The sequence below is a fragment of the Catalinimonas alkaloidigena genome, from assembly GCF_900100765.1.
GTDB classification, from domain to species: domain Bacteria; phylum Bacteroidota; class Bacteroidia; order Cytophagales; family Flexibacteraceae; genus Mooreia; species Mooreia alkaloidigena.
The window spans coordinates 24,745-43,042 of the sequence record NZ_FNFO01000008.1 but is presented as its reverse complement, the minus strand read 5'-3'; the positions used below and the strand labels follow the sequence as shown (position 1 = coordinate 43,042).

The window sequence follows — 18,298 nt, the reverse complement described above, 5'->3', positions numbered from 1 at the left end:
AAATCAATAGTCCCACAGGTCGTTTTCCCATTCGATGATTTTGTGCTCCATCTGCTGGGAAGCAATCATACCTGCTAGCGCATCAGAGTTGTAAATATCTGTCAACTGCTGATCGCGGGGGTTCGACATCTTAATGATATAAGAATGGAACAGACGCAACTCGAACGCATCTGCCAGTTGCTTGTCTTCCGCGCGGTTGTACGTGTTGTACCACTTGGCGTTTGGCGTTTGCTCGAACACTTCGACCAAGTCTTTAAAACGGAACGTAGCGATTGGCTCATCGATGCCTTTGGCAGTTTTTTCTGCCGGCAGAATCATTGACAAGGCCAGGATGTCGTAGTACATCCGAGAGCGCGTCTTGTCAAAGATGAGATCCTCACGCAATTCCATCAGGTACAGATCCTGGGGGAAGTACTCGTTAGAGGCAGCCACTGCAGGGGCTGCGGCATCTCCTTCGAAGAAACCACCATCGCCGAAGCCTAGGTCATCGCTCAAGCCAGCATCGGCATCGAGCCCCTCGTCTTCCATAGTGATTTTCTGAACGAACTCTTCACGCGTCATTGTACTCTTTAGCGAGTCGTTCTGGTACGGCACCAACCGACCTTCTTTTACAGCATCGATGATAATTTTGGTGATCTCGTTGCCTTGTGCAAAGAAGGGAGCATTCACCTTGTTTTTCAAATTTATCCGACGCCAGATGCCCATCCGGTACATTTGATCCGACTGGTGAATCGGGTGAACCGAATTATGGTTGTAGCCATCTTCTCCATAGTCAGACGCATCTTGGCCGTAACTCGTCACGGATAGACTTGTCGTCAATGCAGCACCTAAGGCAATTTTCCACCAATTTTTCATGCGATGTTTTAGTTAATCGGAATGTTAATGATTGAGCTAGACGTGCCGATGTTGATATCTTCTACTTTGTCCTGGAAGTTTCTCCGCTTCACTTCTTTCACTTCGATTACCAGGCGGTCGCCAGGCTGAGCCTTGGCAGCCAATGAAGACAGGTCAACTTGAGGGCCACGTGAGTCAACTTTACCGAGGCCGCGCTTGCCACGTGCCAGCGTTACTTCGTATGCAGTTACACCGTAGCGTGCTTCTTTCGGCAGCTGAGCTTTGAAATCGTCGTCCGGAATCGCTTGCATCGTGATAGAACGAGGGCAACCGTTTTCACCAATTTTGACGTTGGCAGGGCGGTTCCCTACGTAAGGAACGATTTCAGGCTTCGGTACAGGACGTACGTTAAATTCCTGGCTACCGATCACACTACCACCGCTGCTGACGGTCAGGGTTACACTCTTCTCGGTCGGGATGACTACTACTTCACCTTTCTTGCCGCCTTTGATGGACGAACCACCTTTTACGTTGAAAGAAGGATCGTAAGTGGCACCCAGTGCTGGAACCTGTACGCTCAGGTCGTTGCCGCAGTTGCGGTACAAGGCTTGTACAGAAGCCGACTGGATCTGCATTACCGGCTTAGCTACAATGTACTTCTCTGTGAGTTTGTAAACCGAGTCCTTACCTGTTACCGGATCGGGCGCTACGATTTCTGCCGTCCACGTCTTTTCCAATTTGTCATCGGCATCGTAGTTGCCACCTGCAGCGGTGAACTCAATGACACCGACACCACGGCTGTCTACTTCCAAAGGCTTACCTTCATAGCGCATTACCGGGTTGGCACCGCGCATAACACCTGAGATGAACATCTCAGCGCGATATTTCGTGCCAGCAGCCACTACGCGAGATTCTGCACGCGCCATCGGAATCAGCTGACCCAGTTTGATGTCCGTAGCACCTACTTCTGCGGCCAGGGCATTCAAAACCGTGGCTTCGTACGTAGCTACTTTGCTTTGCTTGTCGGTCAATACCGCCAGGGCAGCTACCATCGGTGTAGATTCAAAGTTCAGTTGAGCAAAATCTTTGCTTTTCTGTTCTTTATCTTTCTTCGTGATCGGATCTTCTTTCGCATCCAACGCTAGGGGCGAGAATGCCTGGATTCCTCTCAAGTTATGCTGCTGTACCAACCCATTCAGAAACTCTGTGTACTGGTTCAGCTTGCTCTTCAACTCATACGCTTTTCCCTTCTTGGTATCACCGGGGCCAATCATGAGTTGAGCAACTTCATCTTCGTTCTTCGCGCCGTTGTAGCCAACGCCTTCGGTCGCTTCGCCGCCTGTCATCGTGATGAGTTCGGCTTTGATACCTTCCATTTCTTCGATCAGCGTTTTGCTGCGTGAACGAAGGTCTTTCGCGGTTTCCAGGATCTTTACTTCCTTGGGTTGGTTATCACGTTGCGTAACTGCTTGTTCAATACCGCTGATCTGAGTTTCGTTGCGCTGAACAGTCTCAGCAAGTGCATTTTCCAAGCTCTTATTCAGAAAGACGAACTTTTGAATAATTGCTGAACTCACTTGCAGGGCGAGCATCGCAAGTAGCACCAGATACATCAGGTTGATAAGCTTCTGACGTGGTGTTTCTTTTCCTCCTGCCATTTGTTTCTAAGTGTTTTTTTAGGATTATAAGAAATCAATTAACCTTTCATTGCGGTCAGCATATTGCCGTACACGTTGTTAAGCGATGAAAGATTGTTCGTCAGTTTCGACATCTCAGCTTTGAATTGCTGCGTATCCTTCGTGGCTTCGTTTACATTTTCCATGGCAGCTGAAATGTTGCCGTAGAACTTGTTCAGCGCCTTCAGGTGATTGTTGGTATCCTGCAGCTCCATTTCATACACAGCGTTCAGAGCTCCCAAGTTTTTGGTAACGGTTTGAACTTGTGTGTGATACTTCTTCGCATCGTCAGAAGCAGTAGCCATTGAAGACATTGCATCAACTGTTGCTCCGTACGACTTGTTCATTTCCTGCAGCGACTTAGCGGCTACTTTGGCATTCTGCGCGTACTCGTTGGTAGCGACAGCAGCATCGCCAATGTGCGACAGCTTCGATACGTTCTCGCTCAGACCGCGGAAGCTATTGCCTAAGCTCTGGATCAGCTGATCGTCAACACGTGCATCGGCAAGCATTGTATCCAGCTTTTTAGTCAGGCCTTTGCCAGGCTGTTCAGTTTCGCCGATAGCACCTTCGTAGTCATCACCCAGTTGGGGATAAACGCGTGTCCAATCGGGATCTTTGTGCTGAGGGGCGAAGGCAAACATGACAAACAAGCAGGCTTCTGTTGCCAGACCAGCCGTCAGGATGGGGCTACCCCCTGGCCAGTGCTGAATTTTAAAGAGTGCACCGACAATTACAACTGCGGCACCAAGACCGGTCGCGATAGGAGCGTATTTCTCATAAAATACATCGCGGAAGCTAGCTTTAGGAGCGCCTTTGCCTTTCGGTTTTACAACTTTTTTGGTACTCATTCCTCTGTCAATTTTAAGTTAGTGATGATAGATGATGTGGTTGCAAATGCTATTCACAGGTTGTACTGCAAATAGGTATTGCGGGTATTGAAAATAGATGATAAATGTGCTGATTAAAATTCGTCGCCAGCTGAACGACCTAGGTAGGTCACTACACAGCGGAAGCCGATGAAAGATTTGGTAGAGTCCTCGTACTCGAACGTGCGTGAACCTGTTTGCAGATAATAAGCAATGTCCTTCCAAGAACCGCCTCTTACTACTTTACGCGGCTCGCTTTCGTCAAAGTAAGTGGGGTTAAGATCCCACACCAGAGGCATAGCGGCTTCGTTGAAAGCATCTTCGCACCATTCTGAAACGTTTCCGGACATGTCGTACAGACCGTAGTCGTTTGAGAAGTAAGAGCCGACTGGAGCGGTATACGAGAAACCATCGTCGTAGTAGTTACCGCGGCCAGGCTTAAAGTTGGCCAGCATACAGCCTTTCATGTTGCGGATGTAAGGGCCACCCCAAGGATAAGGGTTCATGTCACGTCCACCCCGGGCTGCATATTCCCACTCGGCCTCGGAAGGCAAACGGAATTTAGGCATGGGGGGAAGGCCTTTTTCTGCCCGCGTAGTATTCAAATAATTCGTACGCCATTCGCAGAAGTATTTGGCAGCTTTCCAATCTACTCCAACTACAGGGTAGTCATCAAAGGCGGGGTGTTGATAATAATATTCCAGCATCGGGTCACCCATGTGGTGCGTGAAGTCGCGCATCCAGACGGTCGTGTCAGGATAGTAATCGCGCATGATATTTTCTTCACCCAACACATCTACCGAATCCTCAAGCAATGCTTGAACAAACTGGCGGTACTCATTATTTCGGATCTCTGTATCGTCCATGTAGAAAGAGCCGATGGTCACCTGCTTGTTCATGTTGATCAGGGAGACGGGCACATCTTCGTCAGCCTGACCCATATGGAACGTACCACCAGGGCATACAACCATCCCGTAGGGCACAGACTGATACCATGTGGGCCGGTCCTGCACGCCGGTTAACTCACCTTCCAGCCGGTTTTTGCCTCCCAGCAGGCCGCAGCCTGAGAGGGTAGCCATACCCACCAGCAATGTTGCGGAGAGCACCTTAACAGACACACACTTGTTCATAATACCTGTTTCGTTTGATTCACTGTTTTACTGTAATGAGACTAATTCCTAGAGAGTTACAAAGTTAGAGGAAGCCCTTCTTTATTCTTCTCGAACGCGCAGATTATCTGCATATTGTAATATTTGTTTTCAAAAGTCAGCCAAACAAAAAGCGCGTGGCTGGCCGCCGAAAAACCTTGATAATTAGTGGCGGAAACGTGGTGTACGGACAATAGGTTTCCTGCCAGCTTCGGGACGTGGTAAACGGTAAGAAAGCATCACTTCGTGTGACGTGGGTTTCTTCCCATCTTGCCCTGTGATGGTGTAATCGAATGCGTAGCTGAAACGGAGTTGGTTCTCTTTCAGCGCACTGATTCCTACGAGCGCGGTAATGGCATCGCCCTCGCGGTACGATAAGCCACCCCAGAACTTCTCATTGTAATTCGCTAATGTACTCACCTCAAACTGGTACTCTCCTCTGGCAAACTCGTACTTGAAAATGGCGGAAGGAGTAACTGTTAAGGCATAAGTAGGCTTGAATACGTAACCACCCGTTAGGTAAGCGTGGTGCTCGAGGGGGTTGACGGCCAGTTCGGTATTCAGGTTGAATTGCGAACGCATCAGGTGGGCAACCGTAGCCCCTACATAATACTTTTCAGTGGCGTACCAGGCACCCAGATCGAAGTCAGGACGGTACTGCGATTCTGACCCGGAAGGAATGGCAGGATCTTCCCCTGGAGTAGGTGGAACGTAAAGGGTGCCATCCACTCCCATGTTGTAGACACCTGCCCGGCCACCGAAGCCGAGTTTTCCTTTCCCGATTACAAAGTGGTAGGCGTAACTGGCGTAAAAACGGTTGATGACGGTAGCCCCTAGGCGGTCGTGGATAAAGTGCGCACCTGCTCCGCTATTAAGCGACAGAATGGGCATGTTGAAAGAAGCCGCAGTTGTGCTGGGCGCGCCTTCTCCAATGCCTCCGTATCCTAGCCACTGCGCCCTGCTCACCAGTACAAATTCACCTGCTCCTGCCAAACCCGCATACCCCGGATTGAGCACAAACGAATTAAACATGTAATGGCTAAAGTGTTCGTCTTGCTGGGCCAGCACTTTGCCAGTGAGAAGAACCAATAACAGTAGGGTAAATGTCTTTTTCATATAGCTGATTCAGTTCCGAGAAAGGGCGGTCGTAAATATAACGACCGACACCTAAATAACTGATTCTCCGAAACTTTATTGCCGTAAAATTAAACGGCAATCAGCAACTCCCTACTGTGTGGAATTGGCAAATACTACTCGCGTACTATTTGTTTCCGTTAACCTTCTTGATATAATCTTCTAGCGCGCCCGTCATCGACGGTGCATTCGGCAGAGGGGCCTCAATGTCCAAAATCAAATTCGCATCGTGCACTGCCTTGGCGGTTGTGGGGCCGAAAGCGGCAATACGCGTTGCATTTTGTTTGAAGTCGGGAAAATTGACGAAAAGCGAGTTGATGCCCGATGGACTGAAGAAGGCGATGATGTCGTAATTGACATCCGCTAAGTCAGACAAATCGCTGGCAACTGTCTTGTACAGAACCGCTTCCGTGAACTTGTAGTTGTTTTTCGCGAGGTAATCCGGAATGTCATTTTTCCGAATGTTCGAGCAAGGAAAAAGAAACTTTTCGTTCTTATGCTTCTTGAGCACCTCGATCAGATCCGTGGCTGTCTTGCTTCCTGTGAAAATTTTCCGTTTCCGGACAACGATATACTTCTGCAGATAAAAAGCCGTTTGATCCGAAATACAGAAGTATTTCATATCAGCAGGAACTTCGATCTTGCTCTCTTGGCAGATTCGGAAGTAATTGTCGATTGCATTGCGGCTTGTAAAAATAACCGCCGTGTGGTCCAGGATGTTGACCTTCTGCTTTCGGAACTCTTTAAGAGAGACCGACTCTACCTGAATAAATGGCCTGAAATCGACTTGGATGCCGTATTTGCGTGCCAATGCATAGTAAGGAGAGTTTTCGTCAGAGGGTTCAGGTTGAGAAACCAGGATACTCTTTACTTGGGTATGCCGATCCTTTGCATCCCTGGTAACAGTATTATTCATGCTTACGCTACTCACTTGGTGTAAACTTGCAAGTATTTGATTACAACGAAAAAAGGGATGAATTCCGTGGCGCAAAGGTACGAAAATATATATACCTTTTTGTAGGGCAGCGACTTATTTAAAACGACGACCATTTTTATGATCCGCAATAGCGTAAAGCCTAACGCCGTGGCCGCCAGTCCGATCACAAAAAACTTTTGACCCAGAAAATGCGCCTGCATGTCCCCTAAAATCAGGAGGATCATCAGCAAGCACATCAGTGTCGTAAAGCGGGTGAACTCATAAAAATGCACGTCGGCCGCTTGCCGTATGCTGAAAAGCCATCCCAGAAGGTGGATGGTAAGGTAGATGAACACGTAGTAGAAAAGGGCGATGAGCGATAAGCGCACGAAGCGCCCGGTCAGGGTGTAATCTCCTTCGAAAAACGGGATATCTGCCAACTGAAACGGAATAAAGCGTTGCAGCGAAAGCAGAATAAACCCAATAGCCACGCTGTTGATCAAAATCAGCAGCGGGATGACCCCGCTCCAGGTGCGCTGACTGCTGGGCGTGTAATCATAGACCGAAGCCGTAAAGAGTTTGCGGAAGTTTAAAAACGCTCCGAAAGTCCGGGGGGCCGAGTTCTTCGCGACTACGTACAGGCTGCACAGCACAAGCAGGCTGAGCATCAGGGTATCCTGAAAAGAACGATCGACCGGGCGCCGGGCAAAGGAAAGTACAGGTCCCTCGGAGGTTTCGAGGGCGGGTGGTGCTACCGCTTGCTTCGGCAAAATCAATTGGGGAGCTTTGATGGCACCCGCGACGCGTTGCGGATGGTAGAACGTGAGGAAGAGTTGCGAGGTAGCAAATTGTTTTGCCAGGTTGGCCAGCGGAACCGTCAGCGTATCGGTTCGGTCATAGCATTTGTAAAGTTGCTGGTTGACAAACAGACACAACTCAGGCGTGGTCACAAACCGCAACTGATAAGGCTGCAGGCTGTCGGCTTTTAGCTCAAGACTCAACGTATGGGTGGGTTGTTCTGCTGCGCCCAGCCAGGGAACATAGGCTTCGTATTCTTCATCAAAGTAGAGCCACCGATCCTCCAGCTCCTGGACTACTACGGCGGGTGTCTGAGCAAGGCCTTGCCCCGACCACATTCCCAAAATGATGCAACTCAGCCCTACGAGCTTCCACCCAGACCATACAACGTATTTCTTCATCGACGCACCAGTTGATTCTTCCGTTGCCGCCGCCGCCGCAGATACTCCAGCAGACCGCTGGCCATAAGGCATACCACCAGCAGACCCAGTAAAAGTAGATTGTTCCGCAAAGGAGCAAAGTAGATAGCAGCGGCCACAACGGCGAGGTTTATCAACGCAAGTAAGCCAACCGTAACCAATTGAGAAAGACCGGCTCCGATCAGAATATGGTGTATGTGATTTTTGTCCGGAGAAAAGGGCGAAGCCCCTCGCAAAATCCGGGTGGCAAAGACGCGCAACGTGTCAAACAGCGGAATGATCAGGATCGCCACAGCCAGCGAAGGTGCGTTGGGTACGGTTTTCATTTCCACAAACTTGACCGCCATCACAGCGACCAGAAAGCCACACAGCAAGGAGCCCGTGTCGCCCATGAAAATGATGGCTTTGTGCAAATTATAACGTAAGAAGCCGATGATGCCGCCAATCAGGCAGAACGCTACCCCGGCGTAGGCTTGATCGCCACCAGCACCGTACCGGTAGAAATAAATACCAAACGTCGTGGCGATGACGGTCACAATCGTGCCGGCCAGGCCGTCAAGCCCGTCGATCAGGTTAATGGCGTTGGTAATGCCGATGATCGCCAGAAACGTAATGCCGTAGCTCAGGCCGGGATCTAGCTCATAGATGCCGAGAAAACCTTGAAAACTGGTCAGCCGAATGTTGCTCATGAACATAACGACTCCGGTGGCCAGGATCTGAATGAAAAATTTTTTGAAAGGCGAAATCGCGACGATATCGTCCTTCATGCCCACAAAGAAGAGGAGAATGCACCCGGCCAGCACTTGCTGAATTTCGGGAGTTACCTCTCCGAAAATGGTGAGCGCTGAAGTAAATCCGGCAAAAATGGCCAAGCCACCCAGGCGTGGGGTCAGGGAGACGTGAACGGTCCGGAAGTTGGGCTCGTCGAGCAGGTTTTTCTGATGTGCTACCCGTACGATCGACGGAATGGCAAAAACAGAAATCATAAAAGCCCAGACGAAAGCAAGGAGTAGGTCGAGCATAAAGGGGTACTAAGTTGGCAATAAAATACGTGATGACGAACCATTAAAACCGACTCAGCAAGCCAAAGTGAATTTTGGACTGAGACGGCGCAAATGCCTGAGCCTGTGCGCGAGAATATCCCATCGAATATACAAAGTTAAAGATTCCGGCGGCGGTTCGGAAACTCAGCCCTGCACCAGCCCCTAACGGAAAATCGAAAAAGGGCGTGGCAGAACCCGGTGAGCGAAACTGTCCCCAGCCCTGGTCGAAAAATACCAGCAGATAAGAGCTGTCGTCCGTAAAAAAGCGCACTTCTGCCGTACCAACGGCGTAGCGCGAAGCGTAAAAAAAGTTTTCGTTAAATCCGCGCAACGTGGCGAGTCCGCCGAGCCGGTACAGGTCGTTCAGAAACAGATTTTTGTTGAACAATGCACCGCCTTGCACGCGGGTCAGCAGCACCAGCCGGGATTTGAGCGACGAATAGCGCTCCGCGCGCAGTCGCACCTGGAGTTGGAAACTTTGCGGGTCGATGCTGTCGAACCAAGCTTCGGTAGTCGCCGTCGGTCGAATGCGCTTGTTGCCTACCGCCGTCTGGGTGGTCAGCAGCCAGCCCCGGTGCGGGTACAGCAGATCGTCGAGCGACCGGCGTTCGTACGCCAAGCCGTATGAATTAAGATCGAAACTGGCTACTTCCGGAATCAACGACGGGTCGGTGCTGGTTGCCACCGCCTGATTGTTGCGCGAGCGTTGGCGTAGGGTGTAAAACGAAAGCTTTCCGGCCTGTCGTAGCGGGTAGCCCAGTGCCAGTTGAGTCTGTTGGTTCAGGAACGTCGAGTCTTCTTTGAGCAGGTAAAAGTTAGCCCCCAATTCTAGCAGAGAGCCGAACAACACCGGATGGACGTAGGCCAGATCAAGCAGCTGCGACTGCGGCTTGGTGCTTTGCCAGTGCGCCTTTAGTTCTTTGCCCGCATTAAATAAGTTATAAAGTTCGAGTGTAAACTGTCCGTTGATAAGCAGTTTTCCGCTCCGCTGGTTAGGCAGAAATCCCACAATGCCGTCAATCTGGTTGACGCGCCGGGGCTCCACGAAAAAATAAGGCCGCGCTTCCCCAGCCGAAAACGTTACGGTCGGCGCACGTAACTCGCGCAGGTAAGGCAACTGCTGTAGCAGGCGACGTGCCGTCTCAACGCGCCGCTGGTCGTACAGATCGCCGGGCTGGATGCGCAGGTAACGCGCCATGAATTTCGACTTGATCTTAACGTCGCCCTGCACACGTGCCGAATCGAACGTGATGATGGGACCGGGTTCGTAGTGCAGCGTGGCATGCAACTGATCCTCTTGGAGTTGCAACGAATCGAGTCGTAAGGTAGCAAACGGATACCCGTTGCTTTCGGCCAGCCTCAGAAGGGCCTCCTCCAGGCGCGCCAATTGTGGACCACGAAACGGCATCTGCTGGTAAAAACGCTCCCGAAATCCCGCTTTGGTGAGCCACACTTCCGGCACATTGCCCGGCCGTAACCACGCCCACCGGTAGTGTGCACCCACATGAAAATAGGGCACGAGCGTATCACTCGCCAGTTGCAACGAATCGATGGAAGCGGCCAGAAAACCATCGCGTTGAAGTTGACGCAATAGGTCTTCTGCCGTTTTAGCCGCCGCCGCCGAATCTGGATGTTCGGTGCGAAAACGATAGGGGCGGAGCGTCGCTGCCGCCTCCTGAGCATCAACCCGCGGGGCGAGGTAAACTTTCGTTTGTGCAACGACCGGCTTCGCCAGCAAAAGGCCGAGCCAACCGGCAACGACAAACTTTACTCCACGCAGATGGAATGAAAACGCTCGCTTTTGTTGTTTTGCGGTGAAAATTCGACGACACACGTGGCTGGTATTTACCTGCATATTCCCTTCTGCCGACAGGCTTGCCATTACTGCGACTTCCATTTTAGCACCAATCCGGCGCAGAAAAGCGCTGTGGTTCAGGCTCTACAACACGAACTGACGCTCCAGGTTCCGTACCTGGAAAACCACGCCGTGCAGACCATTTACTTCGGGGGCGGTACGCCTTCGCTGCTGGAAGAAGCAGAGTTACAAGCTCTCCTGGAAACCATTCATCGCCTTTACAACGTAGGGCCGCGGCCCGAAATTACGCTGGAAGCCAATCCCGACGACCTGACGACGGACAAATTAGCGATTTTGCGCCGATGCGGAATCAACCGCCTCAGCATAGGAATTCAATCGTTTCATGAGCCACACCTGCGGTTTCTGCATCGGGCGCATAACGCCTCGCAAGCTACCACCTGTGTGCAGCAGGCGCAGGAATACGGATTTGAAAATCTGACCATCGACCTGATTTACGGCATCCCGGCCGATACGCACGCCATCTGGCAGCAGGATCTGGCCCAGGCGCTACAGTTGCAGGTTCCGCACATCTCCGCCTATTGCCTGACCATCGAGCCGCAGACCGTATTCGGCCATTGGCAACGGAAAGGGAAGCTGACACCCGTCTCCGACGAGTTTGCCGCCGAACAATTTGAGCAGTTGGTGGCCACGCTGACGCAACAGGGATATGAGCATTACGAGATTTCTAATTTTGCCCAACCCGGCCGTTATTCGCGTCACAACCGCAACTATTGGTGCGGGGAGCCTTACCTCGGGGTGGGGCCTAGCGCGCATTCGTACGACGGACGGAACCGACAATTCAACGTGGCCCATAACGCGAAATACGTGCAAGCCCTGGCGAAGCACGAAATTCCTTTTACGATGGACGAACTCTCGCCCGAAAATGCCGCGAACGAATACCTGATGACCAGCCTCCGTACGCAATGGGGGTGCGATCTAGAGCACTTACAGGAAAAGTACGGATTTGCCCTGACGGCAGAGCAACAGCAGTACATTGCTCACGCCACACAACGCGGCCTCATGCAGCAGCAGGGAGCGACGCTTTTGCTGACCGAAAAAGGCAAGCTGCTGGCCGACGAGCTGGCGGCCGATCTCTTTTACGTAGAATCATGATTCAGACGACTGACTTCACGTTTGCCGGGAAGAGTTACCGTGCCAACCTCGCGCGACCGCTCGTCATTTCCATTCCCCTGACGCCGAATTACGAAAATCCCAACTGCTACTACGCCGATCCGCCTGCGGCCGAAGTGATTCGCCTGGGCAGCTTTGTGGGCAGTGTAGCAGAGGGCGGGCCGGTAAACTATCAGAAACTGTTCGTGACTCCGCACGGCAATGGCACCCACACCGAGTGTTACGGACACATTTCACCCGATCCGGAGGCCGTTCTTAACCAATGCCTGAACCGCTACATATTTATGGCGCAGGTGGTCAGCGTTGCTCCCGACACGGTTGGGGAGGATCACGTCGTACGGCTATCGTCCTTTCAGGAAAAAGTGATGCACCCTCGTCCCGAAGCGCTTGTGCTGCGCACGTTACCGAACGATGCTGCCAAACTGAGTCGGCACTATTCCGGGACAAATCCACCGTATCTGGAGGCTGCCATCGGGCAGTTTCTGACTGACGAGGGAATGGAACATTTGCTGGTAGACCTGCCTTCGGTTGATCGGGAAGTAGACGGCGGGAAACTAGTGACCCACCGGGCGTTCTGGCGCTATCCGGAGCAGATCCGTCGCCATGCCACCATTACCGAATTGGTGTACGTCGATCCTACCATTCCCGACGGGCTTTACCTGTTGCAGTTGCAAGTCCTGAATCTGGCGATGGATGCCAGCCCAAGCCACCCGGTGCTCTATCCAGTAACCTCGCTCGACGGGTAAACGGCCTCCTGGCGGCACACTAGTACTGCGCGTTACCCTTTTAACACGGCACGATACCCCCGGGTGTCGAGATCTTGCACCGATTTTTCAACTTTCTCTTTGAGCTTGGCCTTAAATGCCGCCAGGTTGTTCGCGATCTGTTCGTCAAATGCGCCAACCATCTGCGCCGCCAGAATCCCCGCGTTTGCGGCTCCGTTGAGGGCTACCGTGGCGACAGGTACACCCGATGGCATCTGCAAAATCGACAACACCGAATCCCAGCCGTCGATGGAGTTGCTGGATTTGACGGGCACCCCAATCACGGGTAGCGTTGTCAGCGAAGCCACCATGCCCGGCAAGTGCGCAGCCCCACCTGCTCCGGCAATGATCACTTTCAGGCCTCGTGCTTTTGCGTTTTGAGCGTAGTCGAACATGCGTTCGGGAGTCCGGTGCGCCGACACCACCGTAACTTCGAACGGAACGCCCAACTGTTCTAGGTGCTCGGCGGCCGCCGACATTACGTTCAGGTCGGACTGGCTGCCCATGATAATGCCTACAAGGGGATTCATAGTGTAATGACTTTCAGGATGTTCTTAACTTTTTCTGCCTTGCTCCAAAGCCGCTCGGGGTCGCTGTCGACGATGGTGACGTGGCCCATCTTCCGGAAAGGTTTGGTGAGTTTCTTACCGTACAGGTGGACATGAACGCCCTCCATCGCCAGCACGTCGTTCAGCCCTTCATAATGAGCCGGTCCGGTGTGGCCGGGTTCTCCCAGCAGGTTGACCATGGCGGCCGGACGGATCGTGTCGGTCGGGCCGAGCGGAAGGTTCAGGATGGCGCGCAGATGCTGCTCGTACTGAGACGTAGCGTTGGCCTCGATGGTATGGTGGCCGCTGTTGTGCGGGCGGGGTGCCACTTCGTTCACCAACACCTGCCCCGATTTATCGACAAACATTTCGACCGCCAGCAGTCCGACCATGTCGAGCGCCGTGATCAGTTTTTTAGCCAGACGATCGGCTTCGGCCGCGACGGCTTCGTCGATGCGGGCGGGGGCATACAGGTATTCCACCAGGTTGTGTTCCGGATGAAAGACCATCTCGACCGGCGGAAAGGTGCTGACCTCGCCTCGCTCGTTCCGTGCCACGATCACGGCAATTTCTTTTTCGAAGTCCACCAGTTTTTCCAGGAGGCCCGGCGCATCGAACGCTTTCGGGAGATCAGCGGCACTTGTTAGCCGTTGCACGCCCCGTCCGTCGTATCCTTCTCGCCCCAACTTGTGGAACGCGGGCAGGAAATCGGCGTATTGTGCCGCATCTGCCCGATTTTCGGTCAGGATAAAATCGGCCGTCGGGATGCCGTGCTGCTGGTAAAACTGTTTTTGTAGTCGCTTGTCCTGAATCAGGCGGATGACCTGCGGTTGCGGAAACACGCGCTTCCCAGCTTGTTGTAAATGTTCTAGCGCGTCGGTACTTACGTTTTCGATTTCGATGGTGACCAGATCAACGGCCTGCCCAAACTGCCGAACCGTGTCCGGATCGGTCAGCGAGCCGTGGGTAAAGTGGGGCGTCAATTCGTGGCAGGGCGCCTGAGCGTCCGGGTCCAGCATGTGGAAAGTAACGTCGAGGTTCAGGCCGGCCTGGAGCAGCATGCGGCCCAGTTGGCCGCCGCCCAGCACGCCGATCGAAGGAAGTTGCATACGAGGTTATGTTGTGGGTTCGGAATCGATGGCGATTCCCATTTGTTCCATGAGTTTGGTCGCGTTGAAGCTCCGGCAGATGCCGGGGGTCAGGTGATAGTCGAAACGGATTTCGTCACCGACAATCTGGCTATTGAAACTGAAGTTTTTCAGCGAAACGCCCAGGTCTTTTTCCAGTTGCCCCAGTTCGATGTCGTGGGTTGAAACCATCCCCGACGCCCGCCGACGGTGCAGTTGGTGGATCAGCGCCATCGCGCCGGTGTGCCGGTCGCGCGAGTTGGTGCCTTTCAGAATCTCGTCCAGCATGTAAAAGATGGGCAACTCTGTGGTATTCAGCAGGTCGAGCAGTTGGCGGATACGTTTCAATTCTGCATAAAAACCCGACACGCTCTCTTCCAGCGAATCTTGCGTCCGCATGCTTGTGAAGACCTGCATCCGGCTGACCCGCATTTGTGCGGCACAGACAGGGGCGCCCGCCAACGCCATTACCATGCCGGCCCCTACGGTACGCAGAAACGTACTTTTGCCCGACATGTTGGCCCCGGTAATCAGTAAAGTTTCGCCCAGGCCCGAAAGCGCCAGATCGTTCGTGACGCGGCGGTCGGGGGGAAGGAGCGGGTGCCCCAGCGAAATAGCTTCCAGAAAAACGGGTTCGTCGGACGAGGCAGGCAAGCACCAGTCCGGATGGGCAAAGTGCGTGGCCGCCAGGCTGTTGAGTGCGTCCAGTTCGGCGAGGGCATCGAGCCAGGCGGGGAGCTGCGGCAGGTTGTGCTCTTGCCAGCGTTCCAGGCGGTGCAATATCCACAGATCGATCAGCAGCAATCCGTTAAAAATGCCGTAGAGCAAATTGGCACGTGAGTCGAGCCACTGGACAATGGCACTCAGGTCGGCGATTACGCGCGACGCTCGCTGTGGTTGCGTAAGGGTTTGATGGAGGCGCTGCAAAAGCGGTGCGGAAAACGACGCTTGCTCTATGGCCTGAAACAGCGCGACATACGATTTCAGCCGTTTTCCCTGGGCATCGCCCTGAAATGTGGCTTCATAAAGCGGTTGAAATACCTGCCGCAGCAGTAGGATCTGCCCCAGCAACGCCAGCAGCGGCACCCAAAGGGGCAGGATGCTTAGGGCCACCAGGGCAAACAGGGTCAGCGTAACCAACGGCAGAACCCACCGCAAGGTGCTCAACCACGACTTTTCCTGGAAAATACGGGAAGGCGTTTCGTTGAGGAGCGGCGGTTGTGCGGCCGGGGCGTGCCGTCCCGCCGCCTGAACCTGCTGCCGCCAATCGAGTTGTTCCGACAACTCGCGCAGGGCCGCGTGGCGCTGGGCGAGGATAGCGGCTTCTGCCGGGTATTGCAGCCAGGCCGCGAGGCGGTTGCTACCTTCGTGCGTAGTCGTACGGTTCAGGTACTGGAAAAGGGAGTGCGGACCAAAAACATCAAGATCGGAAGTGTACGGATGCCGCAGGTCGGCGTACTGCGCGCCGTCGGGCAGGTGCCGGAACTGATGCCGCAGCCGGGCCGCTTCTTCGTCGTTGATCTCTTTCAGGTGGCGGGCCTCGTCGCGCTGATGGGCTACTTGCTGATGGCGTTTCAGAGCGATGACAAAGCCCGCTAGACCGATGGCCAGCGTCGCGGCCACTCCCCCCAGCAAACGCACGTTGGCAAAGTAGAACGTCAGCACCAACACGGCCAGAAACCACAAAACCCGCACCGTTGCATACAAGTTGTACCGCTGTTGAAGCTCAGCTTGCCGCTGGCCAAACCGGATGGCGCGTTGTTCGAAAAACGATAGCAGGTCTTGGGACATGGAGGGTGCAAAGATAGAGAATGCCCTCAGATGGACGAAGCGCCCGATTTGCAATGATCGGTGAGAAAAAGCTAATTTGGAGCTTTGTTTGGTAAGAACGGGTTGCACAATTGCGGGCAACCTCCTGTTCAAACGTGTCCACCATGAATAACCGAGTACGCAACAAACTCATCCATTTTTGCCGGGTCGGCCGAGGTTCCATCTCGCTTCCTCAACTGATTTACGACGCGGATCTGGGACTGAATCTGGAAATCAGCCACGAGCGCTCACGCCTGATCGACATTCTGAACGATATCTCTACGAAAGAACACGAGCAGGGACGACCGCTGCTGAGCGGTATGGTCAAGATCAAAACCAAAGGCGGGCAGGGCGATCAGTTTTACCGCATGTGCGAGAACCTGGGACTGGGTGAGTGGCGCGAGCTGAAAGGCGATGCGGACTTCATCAAAGAAGTACGCCGGGAGGCGCGCCGGTTCTGGCGCAACGAAGAAAACTACGAGAAATACTTCGACCTGTAGGCATGCAGTATCGCCTTTCTTGTGCCAATCCGCACGCACAGTCTCTGGAGATTGAGCTGACGCTGAACAAGTTGAAGGGAACGCGCCTGGTACTACAACTGCCGGCATGGCGTCCGGGGCGGTACGAGCTGGCCAACTTTGCAAAAAATGTCCGAACCTTCGCCGCGTTCGACGCGCAAGAGCGTCCGCTGAAGTGGGAGAAGGTTGCAAAGGATCGGTGGGAAATCCGCATCGGCAAAGCAAAGTCGGTCACGGTGCGCTATACGTACTACGCCCGGCAGATGGACGGCGGCGGTTCCTGGATCGACGAGACGCAGTGGTACCTTAATTTCATCAACTTCGCACTTTATGCCGAAGACCGTCTCGACGAACCCTGTGACGTAATTCTTGACGTGCCTCGCCATTATCAGGTCGCCTGTGGCATGAAAGCCCTGTCGAAGCATCACCTGCGCGCTGAAAACTATTATCAACTGGTCGATAGTCCGCTCATTGCCAGCGACTCGCTTCAGCATTTTACCTACGAAGCCGAGGGCATTCCTTTTCACGTCTGGATTCAGGGGAACTGGACGCCCGACTGGCCTCAGATGCACATGGCGTTTCAGCTGTTCAGCGAAAAGCAGATCCAGACCTTCGGCGAGTTTCCGGAACCGGAATACCACTTTCTGATTCAGGCCCTGCCCTGGAAGTTCTACCACGGCGTGGAGCACCGCAATTCCACTGCCATCGTGCTGGGGCCAGATTACGAGTTGAGCCAGCCATTTCTGTACCGCGAGTTGCTGGGCGTCAGCTCGCACGAACTTTACCACGCCTGGAACGTGGTGCGCATCCGCCCCGCCGAAATGATGCCCTACGACTTTGCTCGGGAAAATTATTTCCGCACGGGCTTTGTCGCTGAAGGCGTCACGACCTACTGCGGCGATCTGTTCTTGGCACGCGCGGGGGTGTTTTCGCTGGAAGAGTACCTGATGGAGCTGAACAAGCTCTTGCAGCGTCACTTCCTGAATTACGGTCGCCTCAACCTGTCGGTCGCCGACTCTTCGTTCGATACGTGGCTCGACGGTTATACGCCGGGTATTCCCCATCGCAAAGGGTCGATTTACGTAGAAGGGGCCGTAGCGGCGCTTATCCTTGATTTGGAGCTTCGCGAATTGACCCAGGGCGAACGTTCGCTCGACGACGTAATGCGGATCATGTGGGATGAATTCGGACGCGTTGGGCGTGGCTACACCGTGGCCGATTACCAGGAAGCCCTCGAACGGGTGGCGGGTAAAAAAATGAAAGAGTACGTCGACACCTGTCTGTTCGGCACCGTCGATTTGTCGCCCCGGTTGCGGCGTGCGTTGCATACAGTGGGACTGTCGTTGCACGAAATTTCTCCTGATTTACTGTCCGAACGCCAGTGGGGGGTGCGTACTTCTTTCCGCGACGGAAGCTTGCGCGTAGAGGCCACAGCACCCGGCTCTCCCGCCGAACGCGTGTTGTGTCGGGACGATGAGTTGATTGCCCTGAATGGCATCCGGCTGCAAAATAACCTGGAGGCTTTGTTGCACACCCAACCCTCGCCCGAGGCAGTAGAACTGACGTTGTTCCGCAACCATCGTTTGCAGCAGGTAACGCTGGCCGCCGATGGGCAGACGTACTTTGCGGTGCACCAGGTGCGTCTTCCGGCCCAGGTCACCGGCGATCAGGCGCGGCGGCGGCACGAGTGGCTGGGGTAACCTACCTTT

The 18,298-nt window shown here is 53.6% G+C and carries 16 protein-coding genes; 4 read left to right on the top strand and 12 right to left on the bottom strand.

Translation table 11 applies throughout. The features are described 5' to 3' along the window. Positions 1–3: 3 nt before the first annotated feature. From gldN to BLR44_RS18585, 9 genes are all read right to left on the bottom strand, one after another. Positions 4–855 (bottom strand): type IX secretion system ring subunit PorN/GldN, encoded by an 852-nt coding sequence (gene gldN / locus BLR44_RS18625; protein ID WP_089684836.1) that lies wholly within the window; start codon positions 853–855, stop codon positions 4–6. A gap of 8 nt (positions 856–863) precedes the next feature. Further along, positions 864–2,492, bottom strand: a complete 1,629-nt coding sequence (gene gldM / locus BLR44_RS18620; RefSeq protein WP_089684834.1) for a type IX secretion system motor protein PorM/GldM — start codon at positions 2,490–2,492, stop codon at positions 864–866. Between the two features lie 38 nt (positions 2,493–2,530). Continuing rightward, the gene (gldL, locus tag BLR44_RS18615) at positions 2,531–3,361 is read right to left on the bottom strand and encodes a type IX secretion system motor protein PorL/GldL (RefSeq protein ID WP_089684832.1); all 831 of its coding nucleotides are present in this window, start codon (positions 3,359–3,361) and stop codon (positions 2,531–2,533) included. A 113-nt stretch (positions 3,362–3,474) separates the two neighbouring features. Then, on the bottom strand, positions 3,475–4,509 hold the full coding sequence (locus BLR44_RS18610) for a T9SS ring complex lipoprotein PorK/GldK (protein WP_089684830.1): 1,035 nt from the start codon (positions 4,507–4,509) through the stop codon (positions 3,475–3,477). A gap of 183 nt (positions 4,510–4,692) precedes the next feature. Beyond that, complete coding sequence (locus BLR44_RS18605) at positions 4,693–5,643, bottom strand: PorP/SprF family type IX secretion system membrane protein (RefSeq protein WP_089684827.1); 951 nt, start codon at positions 5,641–5,643, stop codon at positions 4,693–4,695. Between the two features lie 145 nt (positions 5,644–5,788). Next, the gene (locus tag BLR44_RS18600; RefSeq protein WP_089684825.1) at positions 5,789–6,577 is read right to left on the bottom strand and encodes a uroporphyrinogen-III synthase; all 789 of its coding nucleotides are present in this window, start codon (positions 6,575–6,577) and stop codon (positions 5,789–5,791) included. Between the two features lie 11 nt (positions 6,578–6,588). Beyond that, positions 6,589–7,776, bottom strand: a complete 1,188-nt coding sequence (locus BLR44_RS18595) for a DUF4271 domain-containing protein (RefSeq protein WP_176956113.1) — start codon at positions 7,774–7,776, stop codon at positions 6,589–6,591. After that, positions 7,773–8,816, bottom strand: a complete 1,044-nt coding sequence (locus BLR44_RS18590; protein WP_089684821.1) for an MraY family glycosyltransferase — start codon at positions 8,814–8,816, stop codon at positions 7,773–7,775. The genes BLR44_RS18595 and BLR44_RS18590 overlap by 4 nt, the downstream gene beginning before the upstream one ends. A gap of 43 nt (positions 8,817–8,859) precedes the next feature. Beyond that, the gene (locus BLR44_RS18585) at positions 8,860–10,671 is read right to left on the bottom strand and encodes a BamA/OMP85 family outer membrane protein (RefSeq protein ID WP_176956112.1); all 1,812 of its coding nucleotides are present in this window, start codon (positions 10,669–10,671) and stop codon (positions 8,860–8,862) included. On the opposite strand from BLR44_RS18585, the gene hemW reads away from it, so the two are divergent. Then, the gene (hemW, locus tag BLR44_RS18580) at positions 10,672–11,805 is read left to right on the top strand and encodes a radical SAM family heme chaperone HemW (RefSeq protein WP_089684817.1); all 1,134 of its coding nucleotides are present in this window, start codon (positions 10,672–10,674) and stop codon (positions 11,803–11,805) included. Then, on the top strand, positions 11,802–12,569 hold the full coding sequence (locus BLR44_RS18575; protein WP_089684814.1) for a cyclase family protein: 768 nt from the start codon (positions 11,802–11,804) through the stop codon (positions 12,567–12,569). Before hemW ends, BLR44_RS18575 begins: the two co-directional genes overlap by 4 nt. Before the next feature lie 32 nt (positions 12,570–12,601). Here the strand turns inward: BLR44_RS18575 and purE are convergent, their stop codons facing one another. Genes purE through BLR44_RS18560 form a run of 3 tightly spaced genes read right to left on the bottom strand, consistent with a single transcriptional unit; the run spans position 12,602 to position 16,053 of the window. Further along, the gene (gene purE, locus BLR44_RS18570; RefSeq protein ID WP_089684812.1) at positions 12,602–13,117 is read right to left on the bottom strand and encodes a 5-(carboxyamino)imidazole ribonucleotide mutase; all 516 of its coding nucleotides are present in this window, start codon (positions 13,115–13,117) and stop codon (positions 12,602–12,604) included. Beyond that, complete coding sequence (locus BLR44_RS18565) at positions 13,114–14,244, bottom strand: 5-(carboxyamino)imidazole ribonucleotide synthase (RefSeq protein WP_089684810.1); 1,131 nt, start codon at positions 14,242–14,244, stop codon at positions 13,114–13,116. The genes purE and BLR44_RS18565 overlap by 4 nt, the downstream gene beginning before the upstream one ends. A 6-nt stretch (positions 14,245–14,250) precedes the next feature. Continuing rightward, positions 14,251–16,053: a MutS-related protein gene (locus tag BLR44_RS18560; protein ID WP_089684809.1), complete on the bottom strand. Its 1,803-nt coding sequence runs from the start codon at positions 16,051–16,053 to the stop codon at positions 14,251–14,253. A 143-nt stretch (positions 16,054–16,196) separates the two neighbouring features. On the opposite strand from BLR44_RS18560, the gene BLR44_RS18555 reads away from it, so the two are divergent. Next, positions 16,197–16,571: a hypothetical protein gene (locus BLR44_RS18555; RefSeq protein WP_089684807.1), complete on the top strand. Its 375-nt coding sequence runs from the start codon at positions 16,197–16,199 to the stop codon at positions 16,569–16,571. 2 nt (positions 16,572–16,573) lie between these two features. Further along, positions 16,574–18,289 carry a M61 family metallopeptidase gene (locus BLR44_RS18550; protein ID WP_089684804.1) on the top strand — a complete coding sequence of 572 codons (1,716 nt, stop codon included), beginning with the start codon at positions 16,574–16,576 and terminating at the stop codon, positions 18,287–18,289. The last annotated feature ends 9 nt before the right edge of the window (positions 18,290–18,298 follow it).